This is a genomic window from Chitinophaga sp. (assembly GCF_039596135.1).
Classification (GTDB): Bacteria; Bacteroidota; Bacteroidia; order Chitinophagales; family Chitinophagaceae; genus Chitinophaga.
Genome location: NZ_JBCNKH010000022.1, coordinates 48,448 through 69,197, shown reverse-complemented (window position 1 = coordinate 69,197; position 20,750 = coordinate 48,448). Strand labels below are relative to the sequence as shown.

Here is a 20,750-nt window from a genome sequence, read left to right as displayed (position 1 = left end):
GGCGTCATCGGATAGGTGGCGCCTTTATCAGCTCCCCGCCCTGCACATCACCTGCTGCAATTGCAAATACACCTGCGGCGACACCCCCACAAAATGCGTAAAATCCTTAATCAAATGGCTCTGGTCATAATACCCACAAACCTCAATAACTTCAAACCAATCCGGTACTTCCCCCGGTACCAACATCCCAATTGCTTTCTGAAACCGTTGATACCTGTTCATCTCCTTCGAACTAAATCCTAAATACTTCTTATAATTCAACTGCACCGTTCGCTCACTCTGTCCGCTCCTCCCGGCAATCTGTTTTGGACTATCATTCAACCCATCCTCGATAATATTCGCCGCCGCTGGATCCCGGGTACAAAGATATTCCCCCGAAAAGTCCAGTAATCTCTTCACCTGCAAAGCCGGATCTTCCATAACCTGCAGCTCCTGCCAGAGATCAGCAAAACAATGCGTCTGTATTAACTTATCCGGATCAGCCAGATAATGCTGCAAAGGCTTGCCAAAGAACCTATAAAAAGCATCATCCTTAAAATTCGCTACTAGTATTTTACTCCCCGGCAGCATTGTATATTTCATAGATTGCTTAACCGGCCCCAGCACCAGCGTTTTCTCAATAGGTAAAAACGTCTCACCCCCATATTCCAAAGGCACAGGTGGCCCAAAATTGAAGGCCATTATAGACTGAAAAGCAGGCAGCAATTGCTTTTCAATTGAAGCATTGCTATGATTAGCGGCATAGTAAAAGTGAGAGAAAACCTGTTCCCATGAAGGCGGAACAGCGATGCGCATGCTGATGTATTCCTGCATATGAATTTATTCAAAAACCCGCTTATGCTTCTTCACATAAGCGGGTTTTTAAAGTTACATATTTATTTTGAAGGACTCCCATCCCCCCGCAGTCACTCTATTACACGTCATTGGCTGCAACCCGTCCTCGCTCGAAATATACATCCCGTTATTCCCTCTCAGGGAAATACTCCCATCTGCATTCGTCACCCAGTCAAACTGTTCCCACGCGCCAATCGCTGTGCGATTGCAGGTAATAGGTTGCAATCCATTTTCAGAAGAAACATACATACCGCCATTCTTCAATGCGATCTTTCCATTCCCCGCATCAACTACCAAAAACTGCTCCCAGCCCCCGGCAGTCGTGCGATTACAATTCATTGCCTGTGTGCCGTTTTCACTACTCACATACAGGTTATTAGACCCTTTCAAAGTAATCGTCATCCCCACCGGATTATTCGCCGTTCCACCCAGCACAGTAGGCGTTTGCCTGATAGCAGTCAGGGTAATCAGCCCTTTCAGCATCCTGCCACCATCACCCGTCAGTCGTAAATAATAGTCGGCAGAACAAGCTACACCATCTTCATCCAGTGTTACAAAACCTGATCCCGCAGGCACAAAAGCCGCACTTTCCGCAGTTTTAGCAATCTGGTTACCTTCATTGTACTCGTCGAACATAGAGACATAAATCCCCTGGCAACCTACACGGATCATATTGTAAAACTGCCTCCACATGAAGTCCCCATGCGCGCGTTGCCTTTCCTGCAGATCACCGGGCAATACACAGGGCTGATAATCGATCCCGTTTGCATTACAAAATGCCTGGTCAGGCGTATTCACATTGGTATAGAAATTATCAGACTCGCCCGCATTCCCAATCCTTCCCACCATCCAGGGAGAAAGCATATTGAATGCTTTGTAAGCCGCCAGGAATGCCGGCCTTGAATCGCTATTCTCTTCCCTCCAATGTGTGGGCACACCGCCTATTACATAACAACCCTGGTTCTTAAACCAGTTAATAACTTCTAAACATACATCTGCAGACCATGGATGATTGTCATCATTAAATCCAAAACCCCAGATGCACACCACCGGCTTATTATTCTGCCTGGCATAGGCAGCAGAAGTGGTGTAGGCAGACATTTTTGCCAGCCAGTCAGCCTTGATCTCAGACTGCATATTCGTCCATCCGCTTACATCATACATAATGTAAAACTTACGTCCATAGGCTTCAGCAGCGCGTTTCACCTTGGCAGTGATGGAATCGCGGATAGGTCCTTCCTGTCCGTTTGGATTGAAACGTTGCAGCGCAGCTACATCAATCTCATTCTCCTGCATCCAGCGAAAATGCGTATTCACCGTCTGATCAGTATAGGAAGAAAAAAGTGTAGCCGGCGAGCCATTACCCAGTGCAGGCCATCCGGTTTTAAAAGTGCTGGTATAATCCCTGACATCCGGCCAGGATTTAATACCATTGTTGGTGGCAGCGGGCACCTTTGCCCAGTCCTGCGTCCAGTGCCACCATGCATTGATGGGAGAGCCATCTCCGGTACAGGCAAACCAGCCCTGGTACCCCACGACGATTTTGCCAACGACATCCCCAGCGGGAGAAGCATTGGCAACAGATAATCCATTGGTTTTTAAAGTAAGGGAAGATTCCCGTTTGTTACAACCGAAGCATAGCAGTAACAGTGCAGTCCATAGCAACATAGGCATGGTTTTCATGGTCTTTCAATTTTTATGATGAGGGAAATTCTGCTACATGCCTACTTAAACGGAGAATCGTAGATATTATTTTACTTTTAACAACCAGGTATCCCGAAACATGGTTTCATTGCTATCTTTTTTTGCAATGGTAAACCCTGCTTCATGAAAGAAGGCTTCCGCAGCTTCAAAAGATGCAAATTTATTTTCTTCCACCTTATGAAAATTTAGGAATCTTTGCTGCTGTGCTGTGTAATATTGTTTTGTTTCAACCGGGGATGAAATATAAATATCCGCAGTAATCCAGCAGCCGCCTCTTGCTGTAAGTACTTTATGGATGATACTGCAAAGTTGTTTTTTCTCCTCCATATTCAAATACATCAGTAAACCTTCATTGACGATAGTAAGGGGGCCGGCAGGAAAAGAATTAACAATGGCTGTAAACTGTTCCTCATCCAGTGCATTCAATGATTTCAATTCCAGGTGTCCTTTTAATGGACCCTGTTGTAAATGATGAACGAACTGTTGCTTGCGGCTGATCACATCTTCGAGGTCAGTATCGATATAATACACTTCCTTATTCCCTGCCATATCCAGACCTCTGAAAGAATACCCGGAAGAAAGCTCGAGGATATTAGTGATACCGGTAGCTTGCAGTAGACGATCAATACTATAATACCTGGTTTCGAAATGCTGTACCCTTATCCAAAAGAGTGGAGACTTTTCGTAGTCATCGGGAGGCGCACTGATCAGTTTAGCAGCTTCCTTCATGAAAGGAATTTGTGTAAATGATTTGGCAAACAGCAGGGAGATGGCAGATGGACTAATTGTATTGAAATCTTTTACTTTTTCATTGAATATAATACGGTTAAAAAAGGGATCGGTCACTGTCATTTCAAGGGTATCGGGCGCCCATGCTACACGTTCAAGACCCGGGCGGTTGTAAGTGTAATTTTTGGATAGCAGTTCTTCATGATATTTTCTCAATTCTTCGAAGTCGGAAATCGTGAACCTGCCACCCGGGGAGCATTCACCATGATGTGCTGAGAGATCGAAGGGAAGTCCGCGCAGCGACATGCGCAGGTAGAAAGGACTGTTCTCCGGCCGGTGTTCCCAGTTAATAGTACAGCCCAGCCAGTTGACATAAAATTCGATCGTTTTATCATAATCAAAAACACGGAAAACGGGGATTATTTGCATGGCAAGTATATTTAGAGTTCAAAGATGCCAGGATGCCAGGAAGTAAAATTTAACGATTGTTAAAAAAAATGTCATTTAATCTGGGCCCTGATTCTGCTGAGCGATACCTGGGTAATCCCGAGATGCGATGCAATATACTGCAAAGGAACGCGCTGTATTACCTGTGGCCGGTTGGCAAGGAGATTTTCATACCGTTGTTTGGGCGTGTCTTTTAAAAAAGAGAAGAAGTGCCGGATAAAGGCGGCTTGTCTGTCGATGGCGCGGTCCATCAGGAAGGTATTGACAAGCGGATGTTGCCGCATTTGCTGAAGGTCCTCGGCGAGCAGCCAGTGTACATCAGTTTGCTCGATGGTTTCGATGGCATAGGGACTGGGAACTTGTTTATTGAACGACTCTACGGAAGCGACAGCGTCACCTTCAAAGAAGAACTGAAAACTGATGTCTTTGCCATCGTGGTTGAACCAGGTGCGAATGCAACCTTTTTTGATGTGGTACATTTTGCGGCAGATATCGCCTTCTTTGAGGAGGAGGGTTTTGGGCGGGAAGGAGTCATGCTTCCAGAGATGTTGGAATTGTTTAAGTGCGAGTTTGAGTGGCTGGTTCATAATGGAAAGGTAAGGATAAAAATTATTTTTCTTTTTATTTCCAATACATTCGTATATTCGTAATAACCACTGCAGCATCATTGTTAACCACTATCCATGCTGCATTACAGACCATATTCTATCAATCAAAAGAATAACAATTAAGCCTATATCATGAAGTTTGTTACCACGGTAATAATATTATTATTACATCTTCCAGGCTTTGCGCAAATAAGTATAAATGTGTACGCTCACCTGACAGCATCAGGCTCAATCGGCACACTTTCATTTGATAAAACCATGTCATTGAGTACAGCTGTATTCTCTGCTCCCGGCGGCCCTGTTTACAAGGCAACGGTAAATCAGCTGCCACCTTTTGTCCTTTACCGTAATGATGTCAGGATAGGGACCGTGAGTAGTAGTAGAGTATATCCCATAAGCAGCATCAGAGGGGATTTGCAGTTTTACGGAGATGTAAGTAATACAGGGTATTTCTCAGTAAGATATGTCTATGAAATGGCAGCACCGCACCAGGTAAGTGCAGGCGTATCGTCAGCTACACAAACTTGTGCCAATACCGCCATCATTCTTCGTTCCAGTGATAACTGGCCTTTGTTTAGTGATAATAACCTGAGTACAAGTGTGATATGGGAGTATAATTTAAATGGATCGCCTGCATGGGTGGGATTGGACTCAGCATCAGCAGATTTCAATTTTTCTTTTGTACCGTCGTTGTATATGCCGGTCACAGGTATTTTGAATGTCCGTTTTCGTTGCCGTATCAAAGCGGATTACACTGATAAGGTATATTATTCTCCTTATAGTACAGCCTCAGATTTTTATACCATCATACCCGCCCCACCTACCTTAAAAAGTACAAGTGCATTAGTAATTACCCCCGCATGTGCCGGAAAGGCAAATGGTAAGATATACCTTTCCGGAAGTGCTATTAGCAGTAATGATCCTTTCATGTATTGGTTATTACGCCCCGGGAATGTCACTACACCCTGTACTACAAATTGTGGTGATTTAGTGGATTGGAGTAATGGGATAGATAGTGTGGCAAAAGGGGTTTTAGTAAAAGGTGTGGCGGCTGGCACATACACTTTGTGGCTGATCAATTCCGGTGGTAATGCAGGTAATTGTCTGACCCCGATAAAAATTGTAGTACCTGAAGTGCCAGCATTGTCATTGTCCGTTACATCAGTCACGCACATCGGGTGCCACGGTGCCAAAGATGGTGTGATCAGTATACAGGCAGCCGGTGGCGGCGGATATAATTATACATTAAAAACTCCGGCAGGAGAAGAGATAAATAACACAACCGGTTACTGGAAAGATTTGACTTCCGGTACATACCAGGCAATGGTGAGTGATACGACCTGTAATGACATGAAGAGTATAAGCATTACGCTCACAGAACCACCAGCGCTTGTTAGTACGATCAATGTGTTTGGAGTTACCTGTAGTCTCCCTGCTGATGGTCGGATCGATATCGCTGCACCGGGAGCTATTATTGCTTTGTACAATGAAGAAGGTGTACCACAGTCTTCTTTTTCGGGGTTGCCTGCAGGAAACTATACAATCAGATTATCTGATAATGACCATCCTGCCTGTCCTTCCCGGGATACTACCGTAGCTCTTACAGCTCCTATACCTCTTTCATTACAGTTAATAAAAATTGACTCCGTTAGCTGCCATGGTGCTAATGACGGGCGCCTGCAGGTAGCGGGCAATGGCAGTGGCAATCGTTTCCTGCTCTCCGGCCCGGTTCAAATGACCAATACTACCGGCGATTTTGATCACCTTCCTGCAGGTGAATATACTGTTCAGGTAAAAAGGAACAATCCCGCCTGCAATGATGTCCTGTCGTGCCAATATACAATCTATGAGCGTCCGCCATTGCAGGTAACCATACAAACTGGGCCTATCACCTGTTATAATGCCGCTAATGGTCATATGCAGGCACATGTAAAGGGTGGGACAGGGGTTTATCATTACACCTGGGAAAAGTTACGACAACCGAACTGGTTTGCCACCGGGTCACAGGTAGAAGAGGTAGAACCCGGCACATACAGTGTGACTATTACAGATAATGAATGTAATATAACCTCGGATACCGTCGTAATTACTAATCCTTTGCCACTCACGATAGACGAAGTACGTATCAAAGAGGCCATATGTCTTGAAGACGGTGCTGCATTTGACATTACAGCTTCCGGCGGAGATGGACGATATACATTTGATTACTCATGGGATCATGGAGAAATATATTCGCCGTTAGCACAGATCCACACCTCCGGAGAATATGATATAAGAGTCACCGACGGACAGGGATGTATGGCCTGGGCGCCAGATACATATACAATCCATTTACCTGATAGCCTGTATTTTCAGGTGGATTTGACCAATATCACCTGCAGAGGGAATGATGACGGCCGCATTGACATCTCCGCTTCCGGAAATGCCTATTCTCTTTCTTACAGCCTTGATAATTCCGATTGGCAGGAATCAGCTGTCTTTGATAGATTATTAGCCGGTGACTATATGGTGTATGTAATAGATGACGGGGGGTGTACCAAATCTATGGCAGTCAAACTATCTGAAGATACTACCCGCCCGCCGCTTGAAATTAAAGTAACAGGTAGCAATGGGGTGTATTGCGGCGGAGACACAACTGGTGCCATCAATTTTGCCGCCTCAGGAGGAATGGCTCCTTACAAGTATTCGTTGGATGATACCAACTGGGCAACCAATTCTTATTTTTCCGGGTTATCGGCCGGTACATATACAATCCGGGCAAAGGACGCATATGGTTGTGCGGCAAAGTATCCTTTTTTGATAACCGCTGAAGATCCTGTCATTCATTTATCTGCGGTCGTCACCCCTGTTCAGTGTTATGGTTCTTCAACAGGTGAATTGAATGTAGCAGTAGCTGGTGGTGATGGTATTTATCATTACTCATGGTTGGAATCTTCTTTATCCACTGGTAATCTGACCCAATTAAAATCGGGTGAGTATCACCTGTCTGTAACCGATGGAAAAGGTTGTATGCAGTCAGCATTGTATACAGTACCGCAACCTCCGCCGTTAACAATGCATATAAATACAACGGGAGTTTGTGACGGGCTCCGGGATGGCGTCATAAAAGTTCTTGCCAATGGTGGCACTATGAACTATGCTTATTCTTTAGGTGATGCCAATTGGACATATGATTCATTGTTCACGCATCTCGCACCCGGAGATTATACAGTTGTCATAAAAGACGCCAATGACTGCCTGTTGGAAGAAAAAACAATATTATCTAAAAAGAACATACAGCCAACCGTCAATTTTCTCGTAGTCTCACAGGATAATGTTGCAGACACACTCGCCGTCCGGGAAATCTGCCTGCCCGCACCCGACAGTGTCAATTGGGAATTCTCTCCCTCCGCAGAATGGCTGGGTACAGATTCCTTCGACGCGCCATTGATCCGCTTTAGCCATCAGGGAGATTACTGGATAAAAATGTACGCCACCTTTGGCAGTTGTACCTACACCCTACAAAAAGATGTAAACATTCTGCCATTTGATCCACTGGTCATTCCTGTTTATCAGTTGCCATCCAGTATCATTGACACCGTCACCGTATCTCCCAATCCCAATTACGGCTACTTTAAATTTAAAGTACAGCTAAATAAGAAACAGCCAGCGATAGTCACCGTCTACGACCTGAATGGCCGGCTGATAGACAGAAAACAATATTCACCTGTACTCCTGGTAGAAGACAGTTTTGATTTGAAGAATGTTCTTCCCGGTATGTACCTGCTAAGGGTCCTCACCGAAAATGACAGCAAAGATGTGCCATTCATAATCAGCCAGATTTAGAGAGTGAATATGGAATGGCGGCCGGTAGCCAACGGCCACCATTTTCCCAAAAATCCATCAGATGAAAAACCTGAAATATTTAGTAATCTTATTGTTTTTCTATATAAGTACCTTGCAGGCACAGGATTATCCTGTTACAGCCAGTACGCAAATCATACCTCCTTATAGTTTATACCTACCCGATTATTATTCCGGGGGAAGCGAAAAATTGAGGGTCATACTTTTACAGCGTGATCTCACCCAACCGGGCTATGACATCGGCCTGCAAATGACCTTAGAACGGAATGGCACAGTGATCATGCGTACCTCCCCGTCCTTTCATCCACCATCAATCACCATACATGCCGGTGTCCCCATCATTATCAGCAGTACTGCACTGGCCGAATATTTTTTAACCGATCATATTCTCTTCAGCGGCGGCTACACCCGCGAAGAATATGAACGAACAAAATCATTACCTGAGGGTGCTTACCGCCTTACCTTTCAGGCATGTGATTACCATCGTCCAGGCATCCAGATCAGCAATGCCATTGCCAGCGTATTTTTCTTACAAAAGAGTGATCCGCCTTTATTGAATCTACCCATCTGCGGTAGCCGTGTTGAACGACGTGATCCACAATTCCTCACCTTCAACTGGTCAAACCGTAACACCAGTCAGGCAAACACTGCCTATATATTTTCATTGTACGAAATAAAGCCGGCAGGTAGCACTCCGGATTATATCATCCGTAGTACCCGTCCGCTTTACACACTCACGACCGACAATACCACCATTTTGTATGGTCCTTCCGAACCAGCGCTGGTTGACAGCATGCAATATGCCTGGATTGTACAGGCGATAGACAAAGAAGGCAAGGATCTTTACGCCAACCAGGGATATAGCCAAAGCTGTACATTTACATATCTCGGTGCCAACCCATTCGAACATGTCGAAAAGCCAATACTGTACGGAACTTCCCAGGGGGAACGACAAATCCGCTACCATTGGCCAGTCACCGCCGTAGATGCCTATCGCCTCCAATACCGCGCCGTCGCAAAAGATAATATCACTTACGACTGGCAAACAGTAGAATTCACCTCCGACACTACCTCACTTATCACCAGTCTTGAACCAGACAGGGAATATGAGGCCCGTCTTCAATGGAAACTATCTGGCGTTTACAGTGCCTACAGTGACGGTTTAATACTCAAAACTGCTCCGCACCAAACTATCGCCTGCGGAGACGCCGGCGTACTTTCCCTGCCATCAAATAAGCAGGAGCAACCCACCCTGATACCGGGCAATATCATCCGCATCGGACATTACGATGTACTGCTTACTTCCCTTACCAGTGGGCGCATCATTACCCCTGGTTTAGGATTCGGACTGGAAGTATATTTGAACAATGTAATAGTCAATACAGACCTGGTAGCCATTAGCGGAGAAATGCATGCCGTCACAAAAGGTATAGATCAATTCATCAAAGCAGAGTTGGACGCCCAGCATGGTGGTGATGACATGGGCAAAGTAAAAACCGGTGACCTGGTAGCAGATATCACAACACACTTACATATCTTTACCAAAGAAGCCATCGTGGCAGATACTACCTCCCACACGATCACTTTAACCGATAGTGAAGATGGTAGTACCCAAACCATTCATTACACAACACTTCCATTGCTCGTCGAAGATGCAAATGGTAATATCTACCAGGTCACTCAACAGGGAACGGTCAATTACGTCGGCAAGCGAAATATCGCCTTAGCGGCCAGTTCCGCCAATTTTGATAACCTTCAGCTCAATATTGGTCAGGTCGATTTCGCCGCTGGTAATGACAATAAATATGCCTTCGATACCTTTAAAGCTGACTATCCATCCAGCTATGAATCACTGGCAAATGGACAATACCATGTCAGTGCCAAAGCTATCATACCTGGTGCACAGGAAACAATCATCGCCTACCGTCCGGATACCGCAGCAGTTTTATTTATAACCAGGAAAGGGATTGTCTACCCCTCCACCTGCACGGACAAAGCATGTAAAGTCACCATCACCGGTGGTCCTGCCGGAGATGCACAGGAATTATTTGCCATTCACCCCGATGGCAGCAGTGTTGGAAAATTATTGATACCCAGTTATCCGCCCTTACAAAAAAGAGTTATCCTCGTTCCCATTGGTGAAAATGTTATCATCCCCGAAAAGACGATTACTCAGACACTGGCCACTGTTTATGGCAGTATAGGCATATCCTACACCCTTGAAACGGACAACAGCTTTAAGAGCAACACATCCTGGGACCTGAATAAAGACGGGGTATTGCAGGATAGTAAAAGTGCCTTACTAAGCAACGGTTTCACGGGAGAAGAAAAGGCCATGAAAAAGGCCTATATCCAATCTCACAAGATATCTGACGACGCGGTCTACCTGTTCATGGTCAATGAGGTGGCTCGCGAAGATGCCGGTCTGCTGGGTAAAATGCCGCGCCAGAGCCAGTTTGGGTTTGTATTCGTAAAGAACGGCACTGATCCGGAAATAGCCCGTACCATAGCCCATGAGATAGGCCATGGAGATTACACCTTAGCGCATGTTGCCAGCCCCTCTGGTAACCTGATGACAGTGGGTGCTGGTCTTGCATTATATAAATTCCAGTGGGATATTGTTCATGATCCTGGCAGTGTATGGGGGATTTTTGAAGATGATGCCGCCAGTGAGCTAACAAAGGGTTTATCTCTTTACAAATGTTTACAAAAAGATGTACAGGCTGCCTGTACGTCTGGCTTATATTACGCACCGGATAGTTCTGTTGTGAAATTACCGGAGGGAGCAGTGCCGCTATCTGTCTTTTACCAGGACTTCAGTACAGCCAGTCCAGCCATGGCAGGTTCTCTCAATACTTTTGAGTATGCAGGAAAAGAGTACACTGCCATCTATTTCGTCAGCACCGGCAGGTTTAAAGGATATAGCTACGATAAGTACGATCCATCAAGTTATATCTATAGCCGTTCTAAACAGGCGGGTGACAAAATTAATATTATCGAATTCGGGAAGGAGATTTTTACCTGCGGAGTAAAGGTAAACAGCGTTTCGTATCCCAACGTGGGTTGCTTATGCCAGGATAATAAATACACCCTGCAGTATAAGCGATTTATGCAGGAGGTGATTGATGCTGACCAGCCGGAAGTGCAGGCAGAGATTGCAGCTATTTGTCAGACAATCATTTCTCTTCCCGATGACGTACTAGCTACAAATAATGAATTATTCAACTGCTATTATGACAACCCTGAACTCTATTACATAGATTGGCATGAATCTCCTGATGTGCTAACTTTTGAGCAATTGAAGCAGATGCATCGGCAATTAAAGGAGTTGGATAGTAGTATCAATTTATTGAAGCGCTGTGAATTTGCGACCGGCAGTGATTTAGTTAAATTCATTAACGCACATTTTGTAATTGCGGGTACTAAAACTTCTTATTTAACCAGTGCGCAGTTTTCCCGTCTTACGCCTGAGATCCGGGCTTGTTTGATTACAAAGTTACTGAAAGACGATTATGGGCAGCGTTATTCAGTAGGTAGCGGAGAATTCGGCGGGCAGAATATCATGCTGGAATTGATAAGGAACTGTGCCAGTACCGGTGAATTGCATGAGGTCATCAAACGCTTGCAGCAGGGGCATGTATTATATACGCTCTTGTCAGATACGTATGATTATCTCTATTTTTCCAGGGGGAATTTCACCCAATTATGCGATGCAATTACAACTGCGTGGCTGAATGAGGAAAAGCCTGGGAATGATCTGGAATTGATTCGCCAGTTGACGGCAGAAAAGAGATGGTTGGTATTTGACAATGGGTACCTTACGGCGAATAATCGGGAGGATTTTAGGGATAAGGATCAAAAGATCAGGTTGGAAGTTAAAGAAGGGGTAGGGGCGTACCTAAAGGTTATATTAGCGGGAGTGGATGCGGGGCCGGTGGCGTTGTTTTCGGATTATGCGGAAGGGAATCCGTTTACAGGGGAGTTCGATCCGCTGGATTACCTGATATTGATTCCTAAGCGGAATATAAGTGCATTTGGTACTACGCTTGAGCAGGGAATTCCTTATATTTTACCAGCTCTTTCGGTGTATGCGTTATTTAAGCAGGATACCAAATCGTCTATGGAAACTTCGGGGGCTTTGGTGCTGAATGCTGGGCTGTGTGCAGTGGGGATGGAGGGATTAATGAGTGCGGGTGCAGTGAGTACTGGGGTGGAGATGTTGAATGTAAGTCTTGCGAGTTTTGTAACTTATGCTAATGCGGCGCCAGAGATGTTTCAGGATCATCCTGAGTTGGTGAGGTATTCGAATTATCTTGCGATGGCTTATATGGTGGGGAGTTTGACGGTGGGGAGTGTAAAGGCGATACGGAATGCCAGGATTGAAGTTCCGGCGGAGATGGTGGCGGGGAGGTATGTGGTGGATGCGGGGGAGATTGAGAGGAGGGCGGTTGTTGTGGGTGAGGAGGAGTTGACGCCGTTGGAGAGGTATCTGGGTAGTATGAATGATAACAAAATCTATATAGTGGTAAACCGAGATATGGATAAGAATACCTACAGCGTTATTACCAATGGTGTAGAAACTCCTTTAAGTCAACTCTCCATAGCCAGGTATTTAGATGGAATAAATATCTCTGCTGATAAAGAGATTGTGTTACTTTCGAGTAGTGACTTAAAGACTGCGCAGAATTTATGTACTGCTCTTGAAAAGCCAATCATTGTGAATGAAGGGTGGGTGAAAATATATGAGAATGGAGTGATTGAAGCTGAAGAAGGATTTAAGAGATTGTTTCCAGATAGAAGTGCGTCGGAGCCGGTGAGAATAGGAAGAGAAGGAGTTCCTAAGAATTTGGTTGTATTGTTAGGGGAAGAGGTGGATTGGGATGAGTTGGTAACGCAGATTATTACTAATATAAAGAATAGAATAGCTGCTTTGTCTATTAAAGATCATCAATTTGATTTTGAGCTGGAAGATGTTATGGAAATGGTAAAGAAAGGAAAGAGAATGGGAATTACAAAGGAAGAGATAGCAGACATCATTTATAATGGTGGTAGGATAAATAAGAGTTACACAGCGGATGCTCTTATTGAGCAAATGATGGTCTGGAACAAAATTAAGAGGATAGGATATCCTGAAATATTTAGCAGTGAAAAAGATTTGAAAGAATTCGGTGATTTATTGAGGGCATTAGCGAGAGAGTGGGGGCTTCCTGCGGAAGAGATTTGTTTACAAGGAAGCGTATTGATGATGAAAAACGTGAAAGACTTAGATGTAGCAATTAGGCTAGGAAAGACGGAGTATGAGGCAGTTCGAGATAGATATAGAGCGGCTTTACTTAACCCAGATATGGTTGAAGAATTAGGAAGTACTGGAAGGATTTCCGGTAGTTTATTGCGGCAAACTTCAGAGAAAAGTGCAAGGTCATTTTCCGCTCAATTTCAAGATAGATTTAAAATTCAATACAGCCAGGATGAGCTTAAAAAAAAGATAGAAAACGTACACATTTCAGTAATTCAAATAGATGGAAGGTTAGATGTATCACCCTATTTAAAAATTAAGTAAATGAATTATAAGTATTATAAAACGTTTTGTTTTTTGGATAAGAATACAGAGATTGCCGAGGATGTAATTTCATCACGGAAAGTATATTATAGGTTTTATTTTGAGCCTAAAATATTAACTGAAGTAGGAGAACGTTACCTAAATGGGAACTTCGATCAAGTTTTCTATAGGGAAGGAAACATGGATTTAGTAAGAAAATATCATCAAGAAATTTTCCCTGAAAGAACAGACTTTAATATTATTCAAAATTTAACTGAATTCACGATTCTGCTAAAGATTTTTAAGAATGGAGTTTTAAATGGCGCTGAAATTTTTACTTATAATAATAGTTATGAGCAAATTGAGAATCTAATATTTGATAACGCTTTTCATTTGCAAGAATTTAATTCCTCTTTAAATGAGAATGGGATTTTTAAAAAGAAAATATTTCTTGCATATGATTGGAGGATCTTTGACGACTATTAAAAAAAACCCCTCCCCACCTGTAACATCCCCCCCTCCCCCCATACAAACTAAAAAAAAACAATCACCTAAAAACCAAACCTTGCCCACCGAAAATGACTTCCTCACCCTCCTGGACGCCCACAAAGGCATCCTCCACAAGATCTCCAAAATGTACATGGAATCTCCTGAAGACCAACAAGACCTCCTCCAGGAAATCATCTACCAACTTTGGAAAAGCTACCCATCCTTCTCCCACCAAAGCAAATTTTCCACCTGGATGTACCGCGTCGCCCTAAACACCGCCATCACCTTCTTCAAAAAAGAAAAGAGAAAACCGCTCACCACCTCTTCCTTCCCGGAAAACCTCCCAACTGAAGAAAACGAAGCGATCTCCAAAGAACTAAAGCTATCTCACTTCTACAAAGCAGTGCAGCAACTCGAAAAAATAGAAAAAGCTTTCATCTTTTACCATCTTGAAAATTACACTCACAAGGAAATAAGCCTCCAGCTAGGTATCAGCGAAGTAAACGCCAGAGTAAAGTTAAACAGGGCAAAAAATAAACTTAAAGAACTCATAAAAAAACAAGGATATGAATTTTGATAACATCCAGGCTGCCTGGAACCAGGAACGCAACGACAATATCCAATTGCCAACCGTCCTCAGCGACCTCAAGGGAAAAAAATCCCCTGTAAAGAAAATAAGAACCGCCATGCGCGCCGAATTGATCGTTCAATTAATAGGATTAATAGTCGTAGGATTTTTCCCGCAAATACTCAATCTCCATAGCAACTTCCTGCTCGCATTTTATATGACCTACGGATTCATGATCATTATTTCAATCTATTATTTCATCCGGTTTTACTTCTTCTACAACCGTCTCTTTAATTACACGCTCAACTCGAAAGAAAGCCTTTACACCTTATATTACGACATAAAAGTCAATATCGAAATGTACAGGTCTTTCAACTATGCCCTGATACCAATAATGGTAATCATGATATCACTCTTCGTAGTAGCGAAAATTCCTTTAGCCTCCCTCATGGATCAAAGCCACCTGCTCACCTTAGGAGTCATTATCCTGGCAATATCAACGCTACTGGTATATGGTTTTATGGAATTCGGAATAAAGCTGGGTTATGGAAAATATCTCAAAGAAATCGGCTCCATCCTGGATCAGCTAAGAGAATAATGAAAACACCCCCTGCTGAAAAACGATAACAGCAGGGTAATTTTTTAAAAAGATATCAAATTCTAAAATAAACTTTGCTGCGCTCCCGCGTTCAACGGCGTGTCATTTCCCAACGGCGGCAGCGCCGGCCATTCCCAATGCGCATCCTTTTCCTTATGATCAGGCCGCAGTTTTCCCCCACGAATAGTATACACCGTACTATAACTCAGCTCCTCCACCGGTATTTCGTAATTCAACACCTCCCGTACCCCTGCCTCTGATAACTCCGGATCAATCCACTGTTTCGCCATCTCATGATGTACAAAAAGTGGCATCCGGTGCTTATTCTCCCCACTATTATGAATCTGCGCCATCAAACTATTCGCAGGACGTGTAATTAGGGTATAAGTCCCCTCCTGGTACAACTCTCCCGTAACCGTATCCACTTCAGTGCTCTCCTGGTACAACCCTGGCAAAAAGAACAAAGGCGTCTCCCGAAGTTGTACAAGGTAAGGCACTTTATTCTTCCACCCGGTAATCTGCCGGTGCTCATAAATCCCGCTCACCGGAATCAGGCAACGGTTATTCCGGATCCTGTACCAATAAGATTTTTGATCATCCAGTATCCGCTCACTTCTGGCATTAATCATCCCAGACCGCCGCGCCTTCCTTTCCTTCGGATCCTTTACGTACAGGGGCGTCACGCCCCATTCCATATTGGTCAGCTGTGGCACACGATCCCTGGTATTAATCACATAATACAGCGGAAGCGCATGCCCTTCCACATGAATCAGCGCATCGCTATTCAATTCCAGTTGCCGGTTATCTTCAAGGTCAGGAAAGACATCAAGTGTCAGTTGAATGTTGGTATGAAAAGATACGTCGTAACACATAAAGGATCATTTGATAATATCATAAAAAGGCACATCCAGCTGTTGGGTACCTGTATTGATAATAGCCATCACACGGCCATAGCGAAGGTGAAAGTTAATATCGACACCCCTGTCCCTGTCAGGTTTCAGCCGCGTCTGACTACGAATATATTTGCGTACATCTTCAGCATAGACCTGTTGCATCTGCTTTGCCCAGTGCTTATCTTTCAGGGTATCGATATAGACATGGTAAGTTGAATGAGGACCTAGCAATGCCAGCAGTTTATTCCTTTGCAGCGGTTGCAACAAATCTACCAATTTACCTTCATTAGGTAGGAGGTGCGCCAGGTGGTCCACAGTATCTTCGGGATAGCTATACCTTGTTGCCATAAAACCTGCTCCGTTGATGATTCCTGGCCATTGAAACCGCTGAACGACAAGGATAGGTTGCCCCATCAGCAACAATTGCTGAATTCTCTCTACAGTGAGTGGTTCAAAAGGGTTGTATGGCTGTATGAGCGGCATTGCACAAAATTGCGCATTTTCCGGATAATATCACAAGGGGATGAACCTAAAACCCAAAATGAAAATACTCCTTTCAGAAAGATAATAGAGGAAATTAAAACTAAGATGAATAGTAGCTATTTGCAATGATGAAAAAAGAGGCTGCCGGTAAAAGCACACAATTTCAATGTTAAATATTTCCTTATAAAATGTATTGGAAATGAATTGACTAAGTTTATCATGTCAATGTAAATACCTTTGTTAAATACTTCCCATAAAATGTACTGGAATAGAATTGACTAAGTTTATCATGTCAACGTAAATACCTTTGTTAGATCTCCCTCATAAAATGTACTGAAAATAGAAACGACTAATTTTATCATGCCAACGTAAATCCCTTTGTTAAATATCCCCCCATCAGATGTATTGGAATAAAAATTGACTATGTTTACCATACCAGCGTAAACACCTTTATATGCCCGATCATAGAGGATTCCATCAGTTTTATATTGTGTTTCTTCAGATGAAGAATGAGAATACTCCTTTTAATGAAATAGTGGCAATATTGAAATTAGTACCAGTGGATATTCTTGAGAATTGGAATGATAAATATGATAGCGAACATCCTCATATTGATCCGGAGTATCACATGTGTATAGCCGTTTCCCCAAAGAATAACCATGTTTGTTCTTATCAAAAATTCAATTTTGACAATACGCTGGATGCCCTCAGGTATGAACTCGATGAGCTACTATATGAAAAGGCACAAGAAATGTCTGCACTGCCTGACGAAGAGTTTTTGATGAAGTTGGAAGAGACTACCTTATTTTTTCATTGCTATCTGACAGGTATCACAATTACGCCTATAGCAACAAATAATTACTGGATTGGGTTTACACTTAATGAATCGCATGAAGATATTGTAAAACAAGCAGAGAAGGCAATTCACTTTTATATGAAATGCATATTTGCAAAAAAGATGCAGCTGGTTTTCAGCTGGAATTAGAGGGATAACAACAAACCAATTTCCTTTTTACCAGAATTATTCCTAAATTCAGTCTCAACCCATCGTTATGAAGAAAATCCTATTGCTAATCCTTTTATCCACCCACATCAGTTCCGCGCAGCAATTACCCAAAGAAACCCGGATGGAATGGTGGCGGGAAGCCCGTTTTGGCATGTTCATTCATTGGGGCGTCTATTCCGCACTAGCCGGCAACTATAACGGCCACCCTGTAAACAGGCTGGGCGAGTGGATCATGAATTTTGGCAAGATCCCCGTAGCAGATTATCAAACCTATGCCAAACAATTCAATCCTACTCACTATAACCCCGATACCTGGGTTAAACTGGCTAAAGAAGCAGGCATGAAATACATCGTCATCACAGCCAAGCACCACGATGGCTTTGCCCTGTTCAAAACCACTGCCAGCAAGTGGAATATAGTAGACGCTTCGCCATATGGCAAAGACCTGCTGCAACCACTGGCCGCTGCCTGCCACAAGTATGGAATAAAGTTAGGCTTCTATTACTCTCAGGCGCAAGACTGGGTAAACCCTGGTGGCTCCGCAATGCGCCGCCTGGCAACCCAGGGATGGGCAAACCCTGACTCTGCCGCCATAGATGCTTATACCCTGAAAAACAACGGCCACTGGGACCCGCTACAAACCGAAAAACCCATGTCTGAATATATAGATCAGGTGGCCATTCCGCAGGTAAGGGAACTGCTTACAAATTATGGCGACATCGCCGTACTATGGTGGGATACCCCTAATGATATGACAGATGAATACGCCGGTAAATTGCAGAATTTACTTGCTTTACAGCCACACATCATCACCAACGACAGGTTGAAGAAACCCAACTTCCCCGGTGATTACAAAACCCCCGAACAGCGCATTCCCAAAAACAAAGACAGCACCGACTGGGAAACCTGTATGACAATGAATGATACCTGGGGCTTTAAAACGGACGATCACCATTGGAAATCAGCAACTATACTGATTAGAAACCTGGTAGACATCGCCTCCAAAGGAGGTAATTACCTCCTGAACGTAGGGCCTGCAGCAGACGGCACATTCCCGGAAGAAAGTATTTCACTGCTTCACCAGATTGGTGCCTGGATGAAGACAAACAGCGAAGCCATCTATGGTACACAGGCTAGTCCGCTCGAAACTTTGCCCTGGGGCCGATGTACAATCAAAAAGAATATTTATTACTTTTCAGTATTCGACTGGCCATCTAACGGAGAACTAACGATTCCAGACCTCCGGAAACAAATCAAATCTGCCAGTCTGCTTCAGAACGGTACAAAGTTAAAAACCACTACAGACGATAAAGGTCTGCACATCCATATTCCTGCACATCCAAAAGATACCATCGCCACCGTTATAAAAGTTGAAGTGGCAGGAGAATTGCAGCAGGGTCACTAATTGAATAGAACAGTATGAGAACAATACCTTTCATTTGCCTGATTGTGCTCTTTGCAGCCTGCAGGCCAACTACCAAAGAGGAGTCTCCTGTCCGGCTCTTTCCAGGGCTTTTCGAAGACGTACAATCAGCGCATATTTTTGCGGATAGCAAAACCTTTGCTGACGCTATTCCAAAGAAAACACCCGGCGAGATCATGACTGATTACAGACGGCAAAAGGAACAGCCTTCCTTCCGGCTGGCTGCATTTGTGAATGATCATTTTATAATTCCTGCACCTGCGGCAGCTGATTATATAACTGATACAACGCAGAACGTGTCTGCACATATTCAATCACTATGGAAGGTATTACAGCGCACACCTGATAAACAGGAGACAGGCGGATCGCTCATCCCTTTGCCACATCCCTACATCGTGCCTGGCGGAAGGTTCAGGGAAGTGTATTACTGGGATAGTTACTTCACCATGTTAGGACTGAAAGAGGATGGCGATACGGCACAAATTGATAATATCATCAAAAACTTTGTATGGCTGATTGAGAACTATGGTAGTATTCCAAATGGAAACCGTACCTATTACCTGACACGTTCACAGCCGCCTTTCTTTTCCCTGATGCTGGAACTGGACAATCGTCCTGTTTCGGTTTACCTGGATGCCCTGCAAAAGGAATACGACTTCTGGATGCATACGACACTAAAAGAAACGGATGAGCATGTGGTATATCTGCCAGATGGACATCGTTTGAACAGGTATTTTGACAAAGGAACATGGCCACGGGAAGAAGCATGGACAGAAGATCTTCAGGTAGCCCAACGGCCTGTTAACCATAAATCTAAAGAAACCGTGTACAGAGAGCTGCGTTCCTGTGCTGAAACAGGCTGGGATTTTAGCAGCCGGTGGTTTGAAGACGGTCATTCGCTGAAGACGATTCATGTGACGGATATCGTGCCTGTAGACCTGAACTGTTTGTTGTACCACCTGGAAATGACATTGGCCGCTGCCTATCGTGAGAAAGGGAATACTTCGAAAGCGGCTGATTTTGAAAAAGCGGCAAAGCAAAGAGCGGAAGATATCATCAAATATTGCTGGGACGATGGCAAGGGATGGTTCATGGATTATGATTTCAAAAAAAATAGCAGAACGGGAGTACCCAGTCTGGCGGGAATGTACCCGTTGTTTTTTGGGATCGCTTCGCAGGCGCAGGCAGATACGATGATGAGAGAATTGCGGGAAGAATTTCTGCAACCAGGAGGATTGGTGGCAACGCCGATTGAGACAGGGCAGCAATGGGATGCACCGAATGGCTGGGCGCCGTTGCACTGGATGGCGATTGCAGGGTTGATGAAATATCATAAAGATACGCTGGCTGGAGAGATTGCCTCCAGATGGTCGCATTTGAACATTAAGACTTTTAGGGCGACAGGAAAATTGTTAGAGAAGTATAATGTAGTAGATACCACACTTGCCGGAGGGGGAGGAGAGTATCCAAACCAGGATGGGTTTGGCTGGACGAATGGGGTGTTGTTAAAGATCCTGCATATGCAGGAGAGGGGCGAGTTGAGGTATCCGTGATATCATGCAAACAGATGTAATATCTGTATCCTG

Annotated in this window: 14 protein-coding genes; 8 read left to right on the top strand and 6 right to left on the bottom strand. The window is 44.1% G+C overall.

Features of this window, described 5'->3' with window-relative positions; genetic code table 11:
• Positions 1-27 precede the first annotated feature (27 nt).
• From ABDW16_RS14990 to ABDW16_RS14975, 4 genes are all read right to left on the bottom strand, one after another.
• Positions 28-813, bottom strand: a complete 786-nt coding sequence (locus ABDW16_RS14990; RefSeq protein WP_343670754.1) for an AraC family transcriptional regulator — start codon at positions 811-813, stop codon at positions 28-30.
• 54 nt (positions 814-867) lie between these two features.
• Positions 868-2,517, bottom strand: coding sequence for a lectin (locus ABDW16_RS14985; RefSeq protein ID WP_343670753.1), 1,650 nt, complete (start codon positions 2,515-2,517; stop codon positions 868-870).
• A 66-nt stretch (positions 2,518-2,583) separates the two neighbouring features.
• Positions 2,584-3,696: a glyoxalase superfamily protein gene (locus ABDW16_RS14980; RefSeq protein WP_343670752.1), complete on the bottom strand. Its 1,113-nt coding sequence runs from the start codon at positions 3,694-3,696 to the stop codon at positions 2,584-2,586.
• Between the two features lie 71 nt (positions 3,697-3,767).
• Complete coding sequence (locus ABDW16_RS14975) at positions 3,768-4,301, bottom strand: Crp/Fnr family transcriptional regulator (RefSeq protein ID WP_343670750.1); 534 nt, start codon at positions 4,299-4,301, stop codon at positions 3,768-3,770.
• Positions 4,302-4,454: 153 nt separating this feature from the next.
• Between ABDW16_RS14975 and ABDW16_RS14970 the strand changes: the two genes are divergently transcribed.
• The 5 genes from ABDW16_RS14970 (at position 4,455) to ABDW16_RS14950 (ending at position 15,359) form a co-directional block, all read left to right on the top strand.
• Positions 4,455-8,147 carry a T9SS type A sorting domain-containing protein gene (locus tag ABDW16_RS14970; protein WP_343670748.1) on the top strand — a complete coding sequence of 1,231 codons (3,693 nt, stop codon included), beginning with the start codon at positions 4,455-4,457 and terminating at the stop codon, positions 8,145-8,147.
• A gap of 61 nt (positions 8,148-8,208) precedes the next feature.
• On the top strand, positions 8,209-13,725 hold the full coding sequence (locus ABDW16_RS14965) for a fibronectin type III domain-containing protein (RefSeq protein ID WP_343670746.1): 5,517 nt from the start codon (positions 8,209-8,211) through the stop codon (positions 13,723-13,725).
• Between the two features lie 33 nt (positions 13,726-13,758).
• Positions 13,759-14,190, top strand: coding sequence for a hypothetical protein (locus ABDW16_RS14960; RefSeq protein ID WP_343670745.1), 432 nt, complete (start codon positions 13,759-13,761; stop codon positions 14,188-14,190).
• On the top strand, positions 14,123-14,770 hold the full coding sequence (locus tag ABDW16_RS14955; RefSeq protein ID WP_343670744.1) for an RNA polymerase sigma factor: 648 nt from the start codon (positions 14,123-14,125) through the stop codon (positions 14,768-14,770). The genes ABDW16_RS14960 and ABDW16_RS14955 overlap by 68 nt, the downstream gene beginning before the upstream one ends.
• Complete coding sequence (locus tag ABDW16_RS14950; RefSeq protein WP_343670743.1) at positions 14,760-15,359, top strand: hypothetical protein; 600 nt, start codon at positions 14,760-14,762, stop codon at positions 15,357-15,359. The genes ABDW16_RS14955 and ABDW16_RS14950 overlap by 11 nt, the downstream gene beginning before the upstream one ends.
• Before the next feature lie 62 nt (positions 15,360-15,421).
• On the opposite strand, the gene ABDW16_RS14945 is transcribed toward ABDW16_RS14950, so the two are convergent.
• Positions 15,422-16,231, bottom strand: coding sequence for an SOS response-associated peptidase family protein (locus tag ABDW16_RS14945; RefSeq protein WP_343670742.1), 810 nt, complete (start codon positions 16,229-16,231; stop codon positions 15,422-15,424).
• Positions 16,232-16,237: 6 nt separating this feature from the next.
• The gene (locus ABDW16_RS14940; protein ID WP_343670741.1) at positions 16,238-16,735 is read right to left on the bottom strand and encodes a hypothetical protein; all 498 of its coding nucleotides are present in this window, start codon (positions 16,733-16,735) and stop codon (positions 16,238-16,240) included.
• Positions 16,736-17,189: 454 nt separating this feature from the next.
• Between ABDW16_RS14940 and ABDW16_RS14935 the strand changes: the two genes are divergently transcribed.
• The 3 genes from ABDW16_RS14935 (at position 17,190) to treF (ending at position 20,717) form a co-directional block, all read left to right on the top strand.
• Positions 17,190-17,720 (top strand): hypothetical protein, encoded by a 531-nt coding sequence (locus ABDW16_RS14935; protein ID WP_343670740.1) that lies wholly within the window; start codon positions 17,190-17,192, stop codon positions 17,718-17,720.
• A 67-nt stretch (positions 17,721-17,787) separates the two neighbouring features.
• Positions 17,788-19,146, top strand: a complete 1,359-nt coding sequence (locus ABDW16_RS14930) for an alpha-L-fucosidase (protein ID WP_343670739.1) — start codon at positions 17,788-17,790, stop codon at positions 19,144-19,146.
• Positions 19,147-19,160: 14 nt separating this feature from the next.
• Positions 19,161-20,717 carry an alpha,alpha-trehalase TreF gene (gene treF, locus ABDW16_RS14925; protein ID WP_343670738.1) on the top strand — a complete coding sequence of 519 codons (1,557 nt, stop codon included), beginning with the start codon at positions 19,161-19,163 and terminating at the stop codon, positions 20,715-20,717.
• Positions 20,718-20,750: the final 33 nt, after the last annotated feature.